We start from the raw sequence: 16,067 nt of genomic DNA, 5'->3' as shown, positions 1-16,067 counted from the left end.
TGTTCCCCTTATGAACCGCACCTTTATCTGCGTCCATATCGTGACTGTCTTTAGCACCCCTTCATACGGAGGGCGCCCAGTATGAGTGAAGCACAATCAGAACACGGGGGACTCCAGCTCACCCTGAGCATCTGGCATCCTGACTGCTGGACCCTCGAAGTCACCGATCAGACCGCGGCTGGCCTGTTGGCTCACGGCGTGTACAACACCCAGAACGGCAGCGTGAAGGGCCTGTTCACGGCGTACGCAGACAGTATTAACGACGTCGAGGATCTCATCGACGCGACCCGTGATTCGTCGCTGACCGACTCCGTGCTGGAGTTACGCGAGCGCCACGGCGCGACTGGCACGTCCTCGTCGCCGGGGAACACGACCCGCGAGCTGTTCGTCGAGTACGACCCGGACAACACCATTAGCGACAGCCTTCTCTCGCGGGGGTTCATCCACAACGACCCGGTTCGCGTCCGCCACGGCCGCGAGCACTGGCCGGTGTTTTTCCCGGACTCCCGCGACGAGGCCGAGTCGCTCCTCGACGAGATCCGCGAGGAACAGTCGGCCGATATCGAAGTGACTCGAATCACGTCCGCCGGCGGCGGCAATCCGCAGCAACTCCGGCGGATGGACAGACTCTCGGACAGCCAGCGCGAGGCGTTCGAACTCGCCAGACAGGAGGACTACTACGCGTGGCCGCGGGGCATCTCGACGCGCGAACTCGCGTCGAAACTCGGCGTTTCGAAGACGACGCTGCTCGAACACCTCCGGAAAGCAGAAGCGAAACTACTCGACCCGGACCAGTAAGTTAGCTCAGAACGGCCCGAACAGCGAACAGCGCGTTCTCTTTGCGTTCACGGACGCGCCGGTAGAAGTAGGAGAACCACTTGTCGCCGTAGGGGATGTACTGCCACATCGGGACGCCCTCCGCGGCGAGGTCGCGCTGGGCGTCGTCGCGGACGCCCATTAGCATCTGCACTTCGTAGTCAGTGCCGTACTCGTCGTGGAGGTCCTTCGCGTAGTCTATCATCGCCGGATCGTGGCTACCGACGCCGATACCGCCATCGAACTCCTCGAACATCAGTTCGAGACAGTCGCGGTAGGCTTCGTTGACGCGCTCTTTTTTCTTGTAAGAGACCTCTTTGGGCTCGGAGTAGGCTCCCTTGACCAGCCGGACCTTCCCGGGAAGAGGAGCGAGCCGTTCGAGGTCCTCGGGCGTCCGCTTGAGGTTTGCCTGTGTACAGACGCCGACGCCGCCCTCGTGGTCCGTGACGAGTCGTTCGTACGCGTCGAGGGTCACATCGGTCGTCGTGTAATCCTCCATGTCGACCCAGACGAAGACGCCGTGGTCGTCGCCCGCCGCAACGATCCGTTCGAGGTTCTCGACGAACACGTCGTCCCCAACGTCGAGGCCGATCTGCGAGGGCTTGACCGAGATAGCGCAGTCGAGGCCGCTCCTGTCGATTTCTTTGACTAACTCGGTGTACTGGTCTGCGTCCTCGTCGGCGGGCTGGCGCTCGTCGTAGTGTTCGCCTAACAGATTTAGGATGCCCTTGACGCCGTCGTCGTTGAGCGAAGCGACGTGGTCGAGCGCCCCCGGGGCTGTCTCCCCGGCGACGAAGTTGTTCGCTATCGGCGGAATCATTATCGAAACTACGCCACTATATGAGCCTAAACGCACCCCCTACCAAAAAAGTCCTCCTCCATGGCCTGAAATTAAGTGAGTGTGAAACTGCCGAGCGTATCGTCGTCGTCCCGGTAAAACGTGTGATCGCCCGTGATATGCGCTGTACCCGAAACGACCGGGCTGGTCACGGTGACACCGTCGTCGACGTTTGTCTCGCTGATATACCCCTCGAACGCCGACCCCACCGGGCCGGTCACTTCGACACGCTCGCCAACAGCGAGGTCACCGTCGACGTGGTGAAGCGTCAACCGCGCACACGTCCCCGTCCCACAGGGAGAGCGGTCGATAGATCCGTCGGCGAACACCACACAGCTCCGGTCGCTGTCGCCGCCGGCGGTGAGTTCGACTGCCGAGACGGTCACTGACGAACCGGTGATTGGGTCGTCGGGTGCGACGTCGTTGACTGCTCGGCGGAGTGCCAGTGCGGGCTCGATACACTGCGTGGCTTCCTCGCCGTCGAGCGTGACGCCCAGGCTCTCAGCGTCGACGACGGCGAAGTAGTTCCCGGAATAGACGATACGAGCCTCGACCGGGATGCCGTCCTGTTCGACGGTAATCGTCTCACAGACGTAACTGTCGACGTTCTCGAACGCGACGCGGTGGACGACGCCGTCAGCTATTTCGACCGTCACGTCGACCAGCCCGGCCGGGGTTTCGACGGTCAGTTCCCGCGTTTCGGGGAGTTCGCCCCGTTCGACGAGTGCGGTCACGACCCCGATGAGGCCGTGGCCACACATGTCCAGATAGCCGTCAGTGTCCATGAAGAAGACCCCGAGGTCGGCCCGGTCGGTGGGCACCGGGACCGCCCCGAACATATCCGCGTGTCCGCGGGGCTCCTGCATGAGGAGTTTTCGGACGCCGTCTGCTGTGGCTGCGAACCGGTCGCGTCTCTCCCGGACGGTCTCTCCGGCGAGTGTGTCGGCCTCGATGCCGTCGAGTACGATGCGCGTCGGCTCTCCGCCCGTATGCGTGTCTACCGTGATAAACTCCGTTCGTTCCATAGCCGTAGCGATACTCTATGCGGGAAAGGCGTTCCAGAAGTATTAATTGACGGCTTTCCGTACGCCGTCCAGAACATGGTGCCTACCATGGACGGTGACAGGGTTATACAGGGACTTACGAAAAAGGATATCAGTATACCATGAACGACCATGACAAGTCTTCGATCGACAGGCGAAGCGTAATCAAAGCCGCTGCCAGTGCCGGACTCGTCGGCCTCGCCGGCTGTTCCGGTGGTGCTCCCGACGAAGGTGACGGTGGCGACGGTGGTGACGGCGGCGACGGTGAATCGACGGACACCTCGACGGATTCGGGCTCTGAAACCTACACCATCGGGATGGTGGACAGCCTCTCCGGCTCGCTGTCCGCGTTCGGGCAGCGGAACCAGCGCGGCAAGGAAATCGCGCTTGACGATATCAACTCCGTCGGTGTTAGTGGCGGCGAACTGGCGATCTCACAGCAGGACGACCAGAGTACGAGCCAGGGTGGAGTCAGTGCAGCCCAGACACTCGTCAATCAGGAAGAAGTTCCGCTGCTCATCGGTACTGTCGGGAGCGGCGTCAGCACGGCCATCCACGAGAGCGTTGTCCAGAACACTGATGTCGTCCAGATCAGCCAGAACAGCACCAGCCCGAACCTGACGAACTTCCCGGACCTGCTCCGGATGCCGCCGGCCGGCAAGGCACAGGCGGAGGCGATCTCAACGCTCCTCGATGAAGACGGTAACGAGTCCGCTGCCCTGGCCTGGATCAACAACGATTACGGGCAGTCCGTCGGCGAGGCCTTTATCGAGGCCTACGACGGAGAAATCGTCTACAACGAACCCCACGACCAGGGCCAGTCCTCCTACAGTAGCACCATCTCCTCGATGGCTAACACCGACGCCGACGCGTGGGTGTTCATCACCTACCAGCCGGAGTTCGCAACGATGTCCCAGGAGGCGTTCGACCTGGGCGTCACCGATCAGGCCGCCTGGTACGGTGGGGACAGCGTCAAAGGCCCGAAAGTCCTCGAATCAGCTCCCGAGGGCAGCCTCGACGGAATGAAGGCCGTGGTGCCGAGCGTCCCACAGGACGCCGAGAACTATCAGGCGTTCGTCTCGGAGTTCGAGGAGCGCTTCGGCGAGGAACCAACGTCGTGGTCGGCGTACGCCTACGACGCGGTGGTCGTCAGCGCACTCGCTATCGAAGCCGCCGACGAGTTCACCGGCTCGGCGCTCATGGAGGTCGTCCGTGACGTGACTCGTCCCGAAGGCGAGGAGGCGACCACCTATGAGGATGCACACGAGATTCTGGCCAACGGTGGCTCGCCATCGGACGTGGACTACACCGGCGTGAGCGGCCCGATCGACCTCGACGAGAACGGTGATCCCGTCGGGTTGCTGCAGGTGTTCGAAGTCGTGGACCACGCGTACGAATCCAGCGGCTTCATCGAGGGCTAAGGCGGCCACGACCCTTTTCCATTTTCACCAATGGCGCAGATATTACAGTACCTGGCAAACGGGCTCGTTTTCAGTAGTATCATCATCCTCGGGAGCATCGGACTCTCGCTGGTCTACAGCATCGCCGACTTCGCGAACTTCGCACACGGCGATACGATGACGCTGGGCGCCTACGGGGCGTTCGTCGCGTTCGGCGTGTTCGGCGGTCTCGGCGGCACCGTTCTCGGTCTCCCGATCGGGTTCTTCATCGCCCTGGCAGTCGGAATGGCGCTAGCGGCCGTCGTCGCCGTCCTGACTCACATTCTCGTGTACAAGCCCCTCGATACGGACTCGATCGGGCTCCTCATCACGAGCATCGGCGTGGCGTTCGTCTACCGCGCGGTGCTACAGGCGTCCTTCGGGACGGACTTCCTGCAGTACGATATCCGTCGCAGCGGGCCGATTCAGGTGTTGCTGGACACGCTCGGCGTCGCGGTGACACAGCGAGACGTCGCGATCATCGTCAGCGCGGCGGTACTCGTCGTCGCTCTACACCTCTTGCTCCAGCGGACGACGCTGGGCCGGAAGATGCGTGCGACGGCTGACAACCCCGACCTCGCACGCGTGAGCGGCATCCGAACCGACCGCGTCATCCTCGTCATGTGGGTCGTCGGCAGCGCCCTGGCCGCCGCCGGTGGCGTCTTCCTCGCGCTGTACAGCCAGCTCGACCCGCGCATCGGCTTCAACATCCTGCTGGTCGTGTTCGCCGCGGTCATCCTCGGCGGTATCGGTTCGGTGTACGGGGCGATGCTCGGTGGGCTGCTCATCGGGATGCTCCACGAACTGACGCCGTTGCTCGGCGACATCGGGCTCCCCATCAGCAACGCCTACGCGCCGGCCGTCGCATTCGTCATCATGGTCGCAGTCCTGCTTGTCAGGCCTCGCGGCATCGCGGGTGATATGACATGAGCGCGCTCGATGTCGGTGGGTACTCGCCCCGGGAGAAAGGCGTCGCGGGGGTGCTGGGCGCGCTCGCCGCGCTCCTGCTCGTCGCGGTTTTGACCGGCTTCCTTGCACCAGCGTACCTGCTGTATCTCATCGGGCTGTCGGCGATGTACATGCTCCTCTCGATGGGGCTGAACGTCCAGTGGGGGTACGGTGGCATGATCAACTTCAGCGTCGCGGCCTTCTTCGGCCTCGGCGCGTACGGGACCGCGCTGCTAACGGCGTCCGGCTCGCCGATATCCGGCGGCGTCAGCCCCGTCATCGCGCTGTTTGGCGGTCTCGGCCTCGCCGCGGTGCTCGCGGTGATTATCGGATATCCGACGCTGAAACTCCGCGATGACTACCTCGCAATTGCGTCGCTGGGCCTTGCAGAGGTCGTGCGTATCTTCATCCTCAACGAATCGCAGTGGACGGCGGGCAGTGCCGGTCTGACCGGCATCCCGCTGTTCTTCTCCGACTGGCCCGTGCTCGGTGACCTGACGTACCCCTACATCTTCTACGTAGGCGGGACGCCGGTGTTCAACATGAGTCAGTCGGTGGTCACCAGCGCGCTGAACGTCGTCCTCGTCACGGTGATTGTCGCGGCCGTCTACCTGTTCCTCCGGCGCATCCACCAGTCGCCGTGGGGCCGCGTCCTGCGAACCATCCGGACCGACGAGGACCTCGCGGAGACGCTGGGCAAGAACACGTTCGCGTTCAAGATGCAGGCCTTCGTCATCGGGAGCCTCATCATGGCGCTCGCGGGCGTGTTCTACTCCCACCTCGTCCTGTTCGTCAGTCCCTCGGACCTCCAGCCGATCACGACGTTCTACGTCTGGGTCGCTGTCATCCTCGGCGGCACCGGCAGCGACCGCGGTGCGATGCTGGGCGGGTTCACTATCGTCGCCATCCAGCAGGGGACGCGCTTCCTGACCGACACTGGCGCACTTCCCATCGGCGCGGCACCGCTCCGACTCATGCTGGTCGGCCTGCTCATCATCTTTATCGTCAGGCTCCGCCCGGAGGGGATTCTCCCGCCGGAGCGCGAGCTTATCTGGCCCGACTCGCTGGGCGGTGGTCGCGATGAGTGAGCAGTCGCTCGTCTCCGACGGCCCCGTTCTCGGCAAGGAGGACCCCGTCCTCCGTGCTGAGGGGCTGGAGAAACGCTTCGGCGGCCTCGTGGCGACGGACGACGCGTCAATCGAGGTCGAACGCGGCACCATAACGGGCCTCATCGGCCCGAACGGCGCCGGCAAGTCCACGCTGTTCAATCTCGTCTCGGGCTTCTACGAACCCGACGCCGGCTCCGTCGCAGTCAACGGCGTCGACGTGACTGGCCAGAAGCCCCACCAGATCGCCGATCAGGGGATGATCCGGACGTTCCAGACGCCGCGCAAACCGGAGGGGATGACCGTCCGGGAGGCGCTGCTCGTGGGGCCGCACAACCAGACCGGGGAGTCGATCATCCCGCTGTTCACCTCGCCTGACACCGTCGAACAGGAGGAACGGCGCTCGCTGGAACAGGCCCAGCAGATGCTCGAACGGTTCGAGATCGGCGATCTGGCCACCCAGCCCGCGACGGACCTCTCGGGCGGACAGATGAAACTGGTCGAACTGGCCCGCGGGATGATGGCCGAACCCGACCTGCTCCTGCTCGACGAGCCCGTCGCTGGCGTCAACCCCGTGCTGGCCGACAAGCTGGCCGGGTTCATCGAGGAACTCAACGAGGAGGGGATCACCTTCCTCATCATCGAACACGACATGAACTTCATCATGCGCCTGGCCGACCCGATTATCGTCCTCAATCAGGGGAGTGTCCTCGTCGAGGGGCCGCCCGAGGCGGTCCGGAGCGACGAGCGCGTCATTGACGCCTACCTGGGAGGGCCGTCGGAATGACCGACCCCATCCTCACCGTCGACGGCGTCGACAGCGGCTACGGCGAGGTGCAGGTGCTCGACGACCTCTCGCTGACGCTCGGCGAGGGGGAGATCGCCTGCCTCGTCGGCCCGAACGGGGCCGGCAAGTCTACCGTCCTCAAGACGGTGTTCGGGATGCTGGAGCCATGGACCGGCTCGGTACGTTTGGGCGACCGCGAGATCGGCGGCATGGCCCCCGAAGACATCGTCCGTATCGGCGTCGGCTACGTCCCACAGACCGAGAACGTGTTCGGCTCGCTGACCATCGACGAGAACCTCCGGATGGGCGGGGTCGCCCGCGACGGCGGCCTCGACGAGGTCGTGGCCGAGCTGTACGACCGGTTCCCCATCCTCGACGACAAGCGTACCGCGAACGCGAAGACGCTCTCGGGCGGCCAGCGGCAGGTGCTGGCCTTCGCCCGCGCGCTCGTGATGGAGCCCGACGTGCTCCTCATCGACGAGCCGAGCGCCGGGCTGGCACCGAACACTGCGAAAGAGGTGTTCGACGACGTGGAGACGGTCAACGACCTCGGCACGTCGATCCTCATGGTCGAGCAGAACGCCCGCGAGGGGCTGGGCATCTCCGACCGCGGGTTCGTCCTCGACCAGGGGACAGTCAAGTTCGAGGGCGAGGCGGACTCGCTGCTCGACGACCCCGAGGTGTCCCGGCTGTATCTCGGCGGCGAATCCCGCCGCTGAGGTCTCACATCGCTGTTTTATTCGCGCTCGCCGCGGAGCCGCGACGACGACCCTGCTGGCGTCGCATTCGAACGGACAAGGCAACACAGAAAAGCCCCCCTTGCATACCGCCTGCCAATGACTGTGACGCTGCCGACCGAGGCCGACGACTGGGCCGCCGCGTGGCGCGACCGGATAAACGACCGGTCCGAGTTCGCCGACAGCGCCGACGGCTTCACCGCCGTATTCTGTTTCGAAATCCGTGCTGACGACGCCTATACCGGCGAACCGATACAGTTCGTCGTTGTAATCAAGGACGGTGTCTGTACCGCCGCTGGGACGGTCGCGGACCCCGAGTACGACTTCGCGTTCCGTGGTCCCTACAGTCAGTGGGTCACGATGCTGCAGGGCGACCTCGATATCTCCGCCGCGGCGATGGACGGGACGTTCGACGTCGAGGGCGATACGATGCGGCTGCTGCGCCGGCAGGACACCATCGCCGAGATGGTCGCGGCGGCACAGAACGTCGACACCGAGTTCGAGCACTGACCGACGGGCTTTTGTCCGCCCGCTTGGCCTACACGGGTATGCTCGACAAACTCGGTGCGGTTGGTATCGGCGGCATCGTCGTTTTGCTCGCCGGCATCGGTCTGGTCGCGTGGAAGGCACCCATCGTCGCCGTCGGCATCGCTCTCGTTGTCGGGGGCCTCGGACTGGTCGTCTACGGCCTCGTCACGAGCCTGCTCGGTGCGTTCGGACTCGGCGGCGGGATGGGCGGGATGGGTGGCGGCGGCATGGGCGGTGGCGGCATGGGCGGCGACGGTATGCCCTGACGCGAGCGCGACTAACAGGCGGTGTCCGCATCAATATCGAACTCGAACCGTGCACCGCCGTGTTCTCCTGCTGTGGCACGTACTGTCCAGCCGTGGGCTTCGGCGATTGCCCTGACGATATAGAGACCGAAGCCGGTCCCGTCAGCCGCCCGTGACGCGCCCGGTTCGAACACCCACTCCCGGTCGTCCGGGTCGATTCCCCGGCCGTCATCCTCGACAGCGAAGCCGTCGGCCGTCGGTACGAGACGAACTGTGATGTCGGTAGTGCCAGCTTTGCGCTCCTCGTCAGATACGCGGTCGTCACGCACAGGGCCGTGTGTGACCGCGTTAATGAAGATATTCTCGAACAACCGAAGCAGTCGCTTCGGGTCTGCCTCGACCGGTATCGGCGGCGGCGGTTCCAGCACTGCACTGCCGGTTTCGACGTGGTTCCACGCCGTCGTCGCCACGTCGGCGATATCCACCGCCTGCTCGTCGGTTGCCAGCGCTCCCTCTCTGGTCGCCGTCCGCAGATCGTTGATAATCGATTCTAACCGCTGTAACCCGTCTCTGGCGGCGTCGATACGCTCGGGCGACAGCTCCTCGGCAGCGAGTTCGAGGTGGCCGCTGGTGACGGCAAGCGGCGTCCGGAGGTCGTGTGCTAGCAGGTCAGCGAACTCCGTGAGCCGCTCGTTCTGCCGCTGGAGGTGCCACTCCCGTTCGCGCCGGTCCGTGATGTCGCGACCGACACCGCTGAATCCCTGGACTGTGCCGTCGTCCGCCGTGAGAAGCCGGCCGCTGAGTTCGAACGTCACGACTCCCTCCGTCGTCTCGGCCCGCGCTTCGACGGTCGTCTGACCCGACTCGAACACCTCCGCGATGGCTGCTTCAACGGCTGCCCGGTCGTCCGCGACGAAAAACTCGGTTGGGTCCATGCCCGACAGTTCGCTGTCCGTCAGGCCGAACAGTTCGTTCAGTCGGGCGTTCCAGTAGGCAAGCCGGCCGTCCGTGTCGTAGACGTAGAAGACATCGTCGAGCGTTTCGAGTGCGGCCGCCAGAACACGACACTGGTCATCCATGCGAGAGAGAGGCACCCAATGAATATAACCACGCAGTACAGACGGCCCGCGGTTCGGCAAGTGACACTGAACGGGGTTCCATACAGCTACTGTCCGCCGACAGCCCGGACAGCGCCTAGTTCTCGCTTGTCGGCCGGTCGGCCCGGTGTTCGCTGATGATCTGGTCCACCATCTCCGCGTTCTGTTCCTTCCGGCGGTCGGCGGCGCGTTCCTCCCAGTCCTCGATTGCGGCCTCGATTTCGCCCTCGCGGGCGACGGCCAGTTCGTCCACTTCCTGCACGGTGACCAGTTCAGCCGGTGCGACGGGGACCTCGTTGTCGAACAGCACTTGATCAGCGATATCGGAGAGATTGCCGTTCCGGAGGACGAGTTTGGGGTCGATATCGGCCAGCTGCTGGGCCGTCGACCGGCCCGCGCCCGAGGCGTCCCGGAACATGACGATGTCGTCCTCGACGAGGCCGAACCGCTCGTCGGCGTCGGTGATGGCGTCCTTGGTGAACTGCTCGACCACCTTGACCGGGGTGAGCCCCTCCTGTTTCTCCGACACGTCGGCGAAGTTCGAGTGGTCGAGCTTCCACAGCGCCTTCAGCCGGTCGAGTTTGTCGGCCAGCGCCTCGCGTTTCTCCTCCTCTTCCTCGACCTTCCGCTCTAAGGCCTCGTTGCGCCGCTGTAGCCGCGTCACCTCGCGGTCTTTTCTGACTTCGCGCCGGCCCTCGCTGCGGGCCTTCTCCAGCTGTTTGTCCTTCTCGGCGAGCTGGTCGTCCTTGCGCTTGATCGTCTCCTTGAGGTCGTCGACGTGTGATTCGAGCCGTTCGATGCGGGCGTTCAGCCGCTTGATCTCCTTCTCGTCGTCGGTGAGCTCCCGGGGCTCGTGAGCCGTGTCCTCTTCGGCCTCGCCGTCGTCGTCTTCGAGGTCACGCAGCACCGTCTCGACGCTCTCTTCGCCGGCGACGACGCGGTCGATGACCGGCCCCACGTCGTGCTGTGGCGGCACCTTGCTCGCGACGCGCTCGAACTGGTCGGCGTGGTGATCGAAGGCGTAGAGGGCGGCGGCCATCGCGTCGCGCTCGTGGTCGTTGTCGTAGGCTTCCTCGCGTGTCCGGTGTTTCTTCTCGTCGACGGGCAGGTCCGTATCGGGCTCCCAGCCGGCAGCGCTGAACGAGCGCCGGAGTTTCTCGACGGTCTCGGGCATCGGCGTCACGTCGGCGGCGACGACGACGGGCCGCCCGCGCTCGATAATCCACTCCGTCGTCGCGGCGGTGCCGTCGGTTCGCGAGGAGTATACATCCAGTACAGTGCCGTCGAGGGAGACGATGGCGACAGCCGTCGTTGTCCCGGGGTCGACGCCGACGACGACGTGGTCGCGCCGTTTCGCCAGCGGCTTGAACTCGATGCCGTCCCGCCGCTGGCGCTCGATTTCGACGCGTGTGTCGCCCGAACGCGCTCTCGATACAGGGATGTCCTGCGGTCGTGCCGACACCAGAAAGACGGCGTTCGAGAAGCCGCCGTACTTCTCGGTCACGTCCCGCTCGTACTCCAGACCGGCCGCGTCGAGTTCGGACTCGATTTCACGGGCGCGCTTCCGGACCGCGCCGTGGATGCGTCGCGTGTAGCGGTCTTCTGACCACCCACCTTTCCCGGTCGAGCGGCCCCGCGAGACCTTCACCTCCGTCGTATCGGTAAACGCCGACACTTCCTGACCGACGTTGGCGGCGGCCAGCCGGGCCGCGGCCTCGGCCTCCTCCATCGGGTCCTTGCCGTAGGGGACGCCGTGGCGCTTGGCGACCCGCGAGAGCGGTTCCGGTCGCTCGTCGCCTGTCACCTGCACCAGCTTCGTCTCGTCGGGGAGCGACCCCAGAAAGTGGATGAGGGCGTTTTTGTCCTCGGCGAGTTCGTACATGTTGTCCGTCGCGACGATGGCCGGCTCCTCGTCGTCGATACGCCGGCGGAGCTTCCGCCGCGAGACCACGTCTCGCTCGACTGATTCCCCGTCGAAGACCACCAGCGCGTACGACGGCGCGTCGCCGCGTACGTCGCCGCTCTGGATGTCGACACCGAAAACGACTGCGTCGAGCGCTGCCGTGCGGTTCACGAACCATGGTAGGCGACGGTCGACTATAAATCCGTTCCGGGCTAGCAGTATGGGCACTGTTCGGTACGTGAGTGAGACTTCGAACAGCCAGAAAGCCCCACCCAGCGTGGATTGTTCAACTGGCTTGCGGAGGGGGTTATTGTTCGGGATCGTTGACCCCAACACCTCTTATCAGGGCGCTCCGACGGCCCACTATGACCATCCCTCGCTACGCCGCGAGAGAGACTTCGGAGGTAGGTCGGCATGGTATCTGAACGGGAGAAGATGCTCGCGGGCGAGCACTACGACGCGAGCGACCCAGAACTCGTCGCGGCTCGCGAGCGCGCGAACGAACTCACCCGGGAGTACAACCGGACCGATCCATCGGACACCGACACCAGACAGGCACTCATCGAGGACCTGTTCGGCTCCGTCGGTGCGGACTGTCACGTCGAACCGCCCTTCCGGTGTGACTACGGCGACAACATCCACGTCGGCGAGGGCTTTTACGCGAACTTCGACTGCGTCGTACTGGATGTCTGTCGGGTCGATATCGGCGACGACTGCCTGCTCGGGCCGGGCGTCCACATCTACACCGCGACGCATCCGCTTGACCCGGAGGAACGACGTAGCGGCGTCGAGTACGGGAAGCCGGTATCCATCGGTGACAACGTCTGGATCGGCGGCCAGGCGGTCGTCAATCCGGGCGTCACCATCGGCGACGACGCCGTCGTTGGGTCCGGCGCTGTCGTGACCGACGACGTTCCCGCCGGCGTCGTCGTTCAGGGGAACCCCGCGTCGGTCGTACGAGAAATTGAGGACTGACGGCCCGCGCAGCAAGCGTGGCTGAGCGGCTGTGACCCGTCGCGGGGTTCTTCGCGCTGTGGCACGTACTGACTGTATGGACACCACGACCGAAGATATGGACACGACAACGGAACACGGCGTTCGGACGGTCGAAACGCGGGACGAACTCGACGACGTGCTGGCGACGGCCGACCGCGTACTGGCGATGGTCCGGACAAGCGGCTGTACAATCTGCAAGTCGATGGAGCCGATACTCGACATCGCCGCGAAAGCCACCGACGCGACAGTCGTCGTATTCAATCCCAAACGCGACCTCGATGCCGTCGACGCGTTCGACGTGCGGAGCGTCCCGACGTTCCTGCTGTTTGCCGACGGGGAGCTTATCGACCGCCGTGCCGACGGGTTCGTCCCGGCCGAGGAGCTAATCGAGTTCGTCGAAAGCGGGTCGGAATCGGACGCGTGAACCGAGTGGCCTTCTCACACTGAGACAACACTTATGTCCCCGCTTGTCGAAGCGCTCCCTTGATGGCCCTCCAAATCGGCTCCGTCCTCGAAGAGGCGGGGTATCGGCTGTTCAGTCGTACCGGCGCGATACTACTCGTAGCGTTTTTCGCCCTGATGGCTAGCTTTCAAGCACTGTTCAACACGATCGTGGCGACGACCTACACCAGGATGGGATACGGCGAGATCGCCGCAGCCCTGCCGCTGACCCTCGACATCTCGCTCAATGTCGCTGGTGCCGGTATCGCCATTGGCTCTGTGGTCTCACTGTATCTCACCATCGTGTCTTTCCGGACGTTCGCTGCCGGAGCGCGTGACAGTTTCCCCACGGGAGCGCTCACTCGGAACGTACCGCTGGCGATGGTGAACGTGTTCGTCGGCGGAATCGTCTACAGTCTACTGGTGTTCATTGGGTCGGTCCTGCTCCTCATCCCTGGCATCTTCGCCTACGTCGCGTTCATCTTCATGATGCCGTACGTCATCGTCGAAGACCGGAACTTCGTCGCGGCGCTCAAAGAGAGCTATCGGCTCACCGAGGGCAACCGGCTGGCGCTGTTCGGACTGCTGTTAATTGTCGGTACCGCCGCGGCGCTCGTCGGCGGTGTCATCGGATTCGTCGGCGCGCTGGCGCTTTCGGGGCCGACTTCGCAGCTTCCGACCATCGTCATCCAACCACTGGCGTCGCTGTACGGCACGGCGATTATCGCGGTCGCGTTCGAGCAACTCCGTGAGCGTGACGGGAGGCCGCCGTCGGCCCCGAGCGAGGACGATACGTCGATGACCGCGCTCTGACTGGAGCTGCTGGCCGCTGTTGTCCCCCGGGACTACAGCGCCACTCTATCGGACCGTGACTGTCTTATCCGTCCAGTTTCCTACCGGGAGCAATGCGACGGCATCGGATCGGAACGAGCCTGTACGCCGGCGTGCTGTTCGTCGTCCTCGGGACGCTCGCGTGGGCGAGCGGCCAGCCGTTCATTTTCCCGAGTCTGGGCCCCTCGGCGTTCATCCTGTCCTTCCAGCGGAACGGCGACCGGACGGACCTGATAAGCGTCGTCGTGAGCCATCTCATCGGCGGCATCGCGGGGCTGGTCGCGTACAGCCTGCTTGCCGGCGGTGTCTCGCTGGTCGCGGATCCGGCCGCGTTCTCGACGGACGGACTCCGCCTCGTCGCGAGCGCGACGCTCTCGATCATCGCCACGAGCTGGGGGATGATCGCCACCGACACGGTCCACGCCCCGGCCTGTGCGACGACGCTCATCGTCTCCTTAGGGCTGCTCTCGACGCCGCTGCAGGTCGCAGTCATCGTCGTCGGTGTCGGCGTTCTCGTCGCGTTCCACGCGCTCGTGCTGTCCGCCTACCACCGGGCTATCGGCTCGTCTCGCGCGGGTCCGGTCGATGTCTGATATGCCAGTACAGGCCGCTATCCGCTGTGTCTCATTCGTCTGCCAGTTGCACGGTCAGCACCGGCACCGGCGATTCGCGGACGACCGTCTCTGCAACGCTGCCGATGAGATAGTGGTCCAGTCCGGTCCGGCCGTGGGTCCCCATCACGACGAGGTCCGCCGGAATCTCCGTGACGGCGTCGACGATTTCCGTCTTCGGGACGCCCTCTCGCTGTGTGGTCTCGACCGAAACGTCGTCGGGTAGCTCGGCGACGGTCGCATCGATGGCCGTCCCTGCGCGCTCCCGCTCCGCCTCGATCCATGCGTCGGTCGAGAGACCGCTCGACGGGCTCTCGAACCGGTTGCGGGTGTCGACGACCGAGAGGACGTGGACTGTCGCGTCGAACCGACCTGCAATCGTTCCGGCATGCCTCGCGGCCGCACCGATACCGTCGCTGCCGTCGGTCGGGAGGAGGATCGTGTCGTACATCGTCTTAGACACCACCCGTCGCCATCAGGAACAGCGCTACGGCGATGACTGCGAACAGCCCGCCGACGAACTTCTTGATGGTCCCGGTATCCAGTGCGGTCGAGACGTACGGTGCGATCTGGCCGCCGGTGACGGTCGCGGGCACAGTCCAGACGACCATGTTCCACGGCGTCGACGCGAGGTCGATCGAGTGCGCGCCCGGAACGAGGCCGCCGCCGAAGACGTGAACCAGCGACGCCAGCACGGCCGTCGTCGCGACGACGATGTGGTTCGTGCCGATGGCGACCCGGACAGGGACCTCTGTCCGGAGCATCGAGATGATGCCCAGTTCGCCGACGCCGAAGCCGGCCAGTCCCTGGAAGACGCCGCCGATGCTGTAGTTCGCGAAGCGTTCGAGATAGCCGCCGCGCGTGTAGCCGTAGTCGTTGCCGTCGCGGTCGACGCGCGTCACTGCTCCGTCGTCGGCCGTTTCGACGCCGGCCGGGCCGAGCTTGTTGTCGTCGTCGGGGAGTGTCGCGTCGCCCCCATCAGCCGATACCTCCGGGTCACTGTCGCCTGCCGCGCCCGGCTCCTCGTGGCCGAGGTCAGCCTTGAAAAGCAAGTACGACGCCGCCAGCAGAGCGATGCCGAGCAACGCGTGAAACAGCGGCTCCGGGATGACAAACGACAGTAGCGCGCCGGCGATGACAAAGGGCACGCTCCCGAGGACGAGGCTCAGCGCGAGCCGTCGGTCGACGAGCCCGTACTGGATAAACGCGAGTGCGGAACTGGAGAGGCCGAACGATTCGCTGATGAGCCCGACCTTCACCAGTGTCTCCGGTGTCAGCGTCTCTCCGGCTAGTAGCGGGAAGATGAAGATGAGAAACGGAACGAACAGGGCCGACCCGCTGATACCGACCGTGTTGACGATGGTTGCACCAGTGACGAAGGCGATACAGAGCCACCAGTACTCGAACCAGTAGCCGGTGCCCGCGTCCGCGGGCGTCGGTGCGGCGGTGTACACACCGACGACGAACAGCAGTGGTGCCAGAAACACGAAGACGTGCTGGTACTTGAGAAACCCCTTCTGGAGTCGACTGGACGGTGACGACGTGGTCATTGACGCGTGAAGCCAGCATTGTTAATTATCGCTTAAATCCCTTGTTGTCTGTACTTGTTTCAAAAATGATGGCATAAATACGCGAAGACGGCAAAAACACACGAGGTCTCCGGTGGCCTAATATCCCTAATATTTATTTCACAGCCCGTGG

The 16,067-nt window shown here is 64.3% G+C and carries 18 protein-coding genes; 12 read left to right on the top strand and 6 right to left on the bottom strand.

Annotated features, from left to right (window positions below; all coding sequences use genetic code 11):
• The first annotated feature begins 81 nt into the window (after positions 1–81).
• On the top strand, positions 82–798 hold the full coding sequence (locus HAH_RS14115) for a helix-turn-helix domain-containing protein (protein WP_014041526.1): 717 nt from the start codon (positions 82–84) through the stop codon (positions 796–798).
• A gap of 1 nt (position 799) precedes the next feature.
• On the opposite strand, the gene HAH_RS14110 is transcribed toward HAH_RS14115, so the two are convergent.
• Together HAH_RS14110 and HAH_RS14105 are read right to left on the bottom strand one after the other, a co-directional pair.
• On the bottom strand, positions 800–1,636 hold the full coding sequence (locus tag HAH_RS14110; RefSeq protein WP_014041525.1) for a proline dehydrogenase family protein: 837 nt from the start codon (positions 1,634–1,636) through the stop codon (positions 800–802).
• A gap of 71 nt (positions 1,637–1,707) precedes the next feature.
• The gene (locus HAH_RS14105) at positions 1,708–2,679 is read right to left on the bottom strand and encodes a proline racemase family protein (RefSeq protein ID WP_014041524.1); all 972 of its coding nucleotides are present in this window, start codon (positions 2,677–2,679) and stop codon (positions 1,708–1,710) included.
• Between the two features lie 140 nt (positions 2,680–2,819).
• On the opposite strand from HAH_RS14105, the gene HAH_RS14100 reads away from it, so the two are divergent.
• The 7 genes from HAH_RS14100 to HAH_RS14070 all read left to right on the top strand — a co-directional run bounded on the left by HAH_RS14100 (position 2,820) and on the right by HAH_RS14070 (position 8,508).
• The gene (locus tag HAH_RS14100; protein WP_014041523.1) at positions 2,820–4,118 is read left to right on the top strand and encodes an ABC transporter substrate-binding protein; all 1,299 of its coding nucleotides are present in this window, start codon (positions 2,820–2,822) and stop codon (positions 4,116–4,118) included.
• Positions 4,119–4,148: 30 nt separating this feature from the next.
• On the top strand, positions 4,149–5,066 hold the full coding sequence (locus tag HAH_RS14095) for a branched-chain amino acid ABC transporter permease (RefSeq protein ID WP_014041522.1): 918 nt from the start codon (positions 4,149–4,151) through the stop codon (positions 5,064–5,066).
• A complete protein-coding gene (locus tag HAH_RS14090; protein WP_014041521.1) occupies positions 5,063–6,172 on the top strand; it encodes a branched-chain amino acid ABC transporter permease in 1,110 nt (369 codons plus the stop codon). The genes HAH_RS14095 and HAH_RS14090 overlap by 4 nt, the downstream gene beginning before the upstream one ends.
• The gene (locus HAH_RS14085; RefSeq protein WP_023843442.1) at positions 6,165–6,977 is read left to right on the top strand and encodes an ABC transporter ATP-binding protein; all 813 of its coding nucleotides are present in this window, start codon (positions 6,165–6,167) and stop codon (positions 6,975–6,977) included. Before HAH_RS14090 ends, HAH_RS14085 begins: the two co-directional genes overlap by 8 nt.
• A complete protein-coding gene (locus tag HAH_RS14080; protein WP_011224244.1) occupies positions 6,974–7,696 on the top strand; it encodes an ABC transporter ATP-binding protein in 723 nt (240 codons plus the stop codon). The genes HAH_RS14085 and HAH_RS14080 overlap by 4 nt, the downstream gene beginning before the upstream one ends.
• Before the next feature lie 117 nt (positions 7,697–7,813).
• Positions 7,814–8,224, top strand: a complete 411-nt coding sequence (locus tag HAH_RS14075) for an SCP2 sterol-binding domain-containing protein (protein ID WP_014041519.1) — start codon at positions 7,814–7,816, stop codon at positions 8,222–8,224.
• A gap of 38 nt (positions 8,225–8,262) precedes the next feature.
• Complete coding sequence (locus tag HAH_RS14070) at positions 8,263–8,508, top strand: DUF7470 family protein (RefSeq protein ID WP_004590621.1); 246 nt, start codon at positions 8,263–8,265, stop codon at positions 8,506–8,508.
• An 11-nt stretch (positions 8,509–8,519) separates the two neighbouring features.
• Here HAH_RS14070 and HAH_RS14065 read toward each other — a convergent pair whose 3' ends face one another.
• Both HAH_RS14065 and HAH_RS14060 read right to left on the bottom strand, forming a co-directional pair.
• The gene (locus HAH_RS14065; protein WP_014041518.1) at positions 8,520–9,566 is read right to left on the bottom strand and encodes a PAS domain-containing sensor histidine kinase; all 1,047 of its coding nucleotides are present in this window, start codon (positions 9,564–9,566) and stop codon (positions 8,520–8,522) included.
• A gap of 115 nt (positions 9,567–9,681) precedes the next feature.
• Positions 9,682–11,658, bottom strand: coding sequence for a DUF460 domain-containing protein (locus HAH_RS14060; protein WP_014041517.1), 1,977 nt, complete (start codon positions 11,656–11,658; stop codon positions 9,682–9,684).
• Positions 11,659–11,901: 243 nt separating this feature from the next.
• On the opposite strand from HAH_RS14060, the gene HAH_RS14055 reads away from it, so the two are divergent.
• From HAH_RS14055 to HAH_RS14040, 4 genes are all read left to right on the top strand, one after another.
• Entirely contained in the window at positions 11,902–12,462 is a 561-nt protein-coding gene (locus HAH_RS14055) for a sugar O-acetyltransferase (protein ID WP_014041516.1), read from the top strand.
• A gap of 97 nt (positions 12,463–12,559) precedes the next feature.
• Positions 12,560–12,907 (top strand): thioredoxin family protein, encoded by a 348-nt coding sequence (locus tag HAH_RS14050; RefSeq protein ID WP_044952312.1) that lies wholly within the window; start codon positions 12,560–12,562, stop codon positions 12,905–12,907.
• Between the two features lie 62 nt (positions 12,908–12,969).
• Entirely contained in the window at positions 12,970–13,737 is a 768-nt protein-coding gene (locus HAH_RS14045) for a glycerophosphoryl diester phosphodiesterase membrane domain-containing protein (protein WP_014041514.1), read from the top strand.
• A gap of 92 nt (positions 13,738–13,829) precedes the next feature.
• Positions 13,830–14,348, top strand: coding sequence for an HPP family protein (locus HAH_RS14040; protein ID WP_014041513.1), 519 nt, complete (start codon positions 13,830–13,832; stop codon positions 14,346–14,348).
• Positions 14,349–14,379: 31 nt separating this feature from the next.
• Here the strand turns inward: HAH_RS14040 and HAH_RS14035 are convergent, their stop codons facing one another.
• Both HAH_RS14035 and HAH_RS14030 read right to left on the bottom strand, forming a co-directional pair.
• Complete coding sequence (locus HAH_RS14035; protein ID WP_014041512.1) at positions 14,380–14,817, bottom strand: universal stress protein; 438 nt, start codon at positions 14,815–14,817, stop codon at positions 14,380–14,382.
• Positions 14,818–14,821: 4 nt separating this feature from the next.
• Positions 14,822–15,916: a sulfite exporter TauE/SafE family protein gene (locus tag HAH_RS14030; RefSeq protein WP_014041511.1), complete on the bottom strand. Its 1,095-nt coding sequence runs from the start codon at positions 15,914–15,916 to the stop codon at positions 14,822–14,824.
• Positions 15,917–16,067 lie beyond the last annotated feature (151 nt).

Source organism: Haloarcula hispanica ATCC 33960, from assembly GCF_000223905.1.
In the GTDB taxonomy this organism is placed as follows: domain Archaea; phylum Halobacteriota; class Halobacteria; order Halobacteriales; family Haloarculaceae; genus Haloarcula; species Haloarcula hispanica.
Note: the sequence above shows the minus strand (reverse complement) of the source record. Positions and strands in the feature narration are given on the sequence as shown.

What these genes read in the sequence shown, in the direction of transcription:
- HAH_RS14040 (WP_014041513.1), top strand. Translation starts at nt 13,830, where the DNA reads ATGCGACGGCATCGGATCGGAACGAGCCTGTACGCCGGCGTGCTGTTC.
- HAH_RS14105 (WP_014041524.1), bottom strand. Translation starts at nt 2,679, where the DNA reads ATGGAACGAACGGAGTTTATCACGGTAGACACGCATACGGGCGGAGAG.
- HAH_RS14115 (WP_014041526.1), top strand. Translation starts at nt 82, where the DNA reads ATGAGTGAAGCACAATCAGAACACGGGGGACTCCAGCTCACCCTGAGC.
- HAH_RS14055 (WP_014041516.1), top strand. Translation starts at nt 11,902, where the DNA reads ATGGTATCTGAACGGGAGAAGATGCTCGCGGGCGAGCACTACGACGCG.
- HAH_RS14110 (WP_014041525.1), bottom strand. Translation starts at nt 1,636, where the DNA reads ATGATTCCGCCGATAGCGAACAACTTCGTCGCCGGGGAGACAGCCCCG.
- HAH_RS14065 (WP_014041518.1), bottom strand. Translation starts at nt 9,566, where the DNA reads ATGGATGACCAGTGTCGTGTTCTGGCGGCCGCACTCGAAACGCTCGAC.
- HAH_RS14080 (WP_011224244.1), top strand. Translation starts at nt 6,974, where the DNA reads ATGACCGACCCCATCCTCACCGTCGACGGCGTCGACAGCGGCTACGGC.
- HAH_RS14075 (WP_014041519.1), top strand. Translation starts at nt 7,814, where the DNA reads ATGACTGTGACGCTGCCGACCGAGGCCGACGACTGGGCCGCCGCGTGG.
- HAH_RS14030 (WP_014041511.1), bottom strand. Translation starts at nt 15,916, where the DNA reads ATGACCACGTCGTCACCGTCCAGTCGACTCCAGAAGGGGTTTCTCAAG.
- HAH_RS14100 (WP_014041523.1), top strand. Translation starts at nt 2,820, where the DNA reads ATGAACGACCATGACAAGTCTTCGATCGACAGGCGAAGCGTAATCAAA.
- HAH_RS14045 (WP_014041514.1), top strand. Translation starts at nt 12,970, where the DNA reads ATGGCCCTCCAAATCGGCTCCGTCCTCGAAGAGGCGGGGTATCGGCTG.
- HAH_RS14035 (WP_014041512.1), bottom strand. Translation starts at nt 14,817, where the DNA reads ATGTACGACACGATCCTCCTCCCGACCGACGGCAGCGACGGTATCGGT.
- HAH_RS14050 (WP_044952312.1), top strand. Translation starts at nt 12,560, where the DNA reads ATGGACACGACAACGGAACACGGCGTTCGGACGGTCGAAACGCGGGAC.
- HAH_RS14090 (WP_014041521.1), top strand. Translation starts at nt 5,063, where the DNA reads ATGAGCGCGCTCGATGTCGGTGGGTACTCGCCCCGGGAGAAAGGCGTC.
- HAH_RS14085 (WP_023843442.1), top strand. Translation starts at nt 6,165, where the DNA reads ATGAGTGAGCAGTCGCTCGTCTCCGACGGCCCCGTTCTCGGCAAGGAG.
- HAH_RS14070 (WP_004590621.1), top strand. Translation starts at nt 8,263, where the DNA reads ATGCTCGACAAACTCGGTGCGGTTGGTATCGGCGGCATCGTCGTTTTG.
- HAH_RS14095 (WP_014041522.1), top strand. Translation starts at nt 4,149, where the DNA reads ATGGCGCAGATATTACAGTACCTGGCAAACGGGCTCGTTTTCAGTAGT.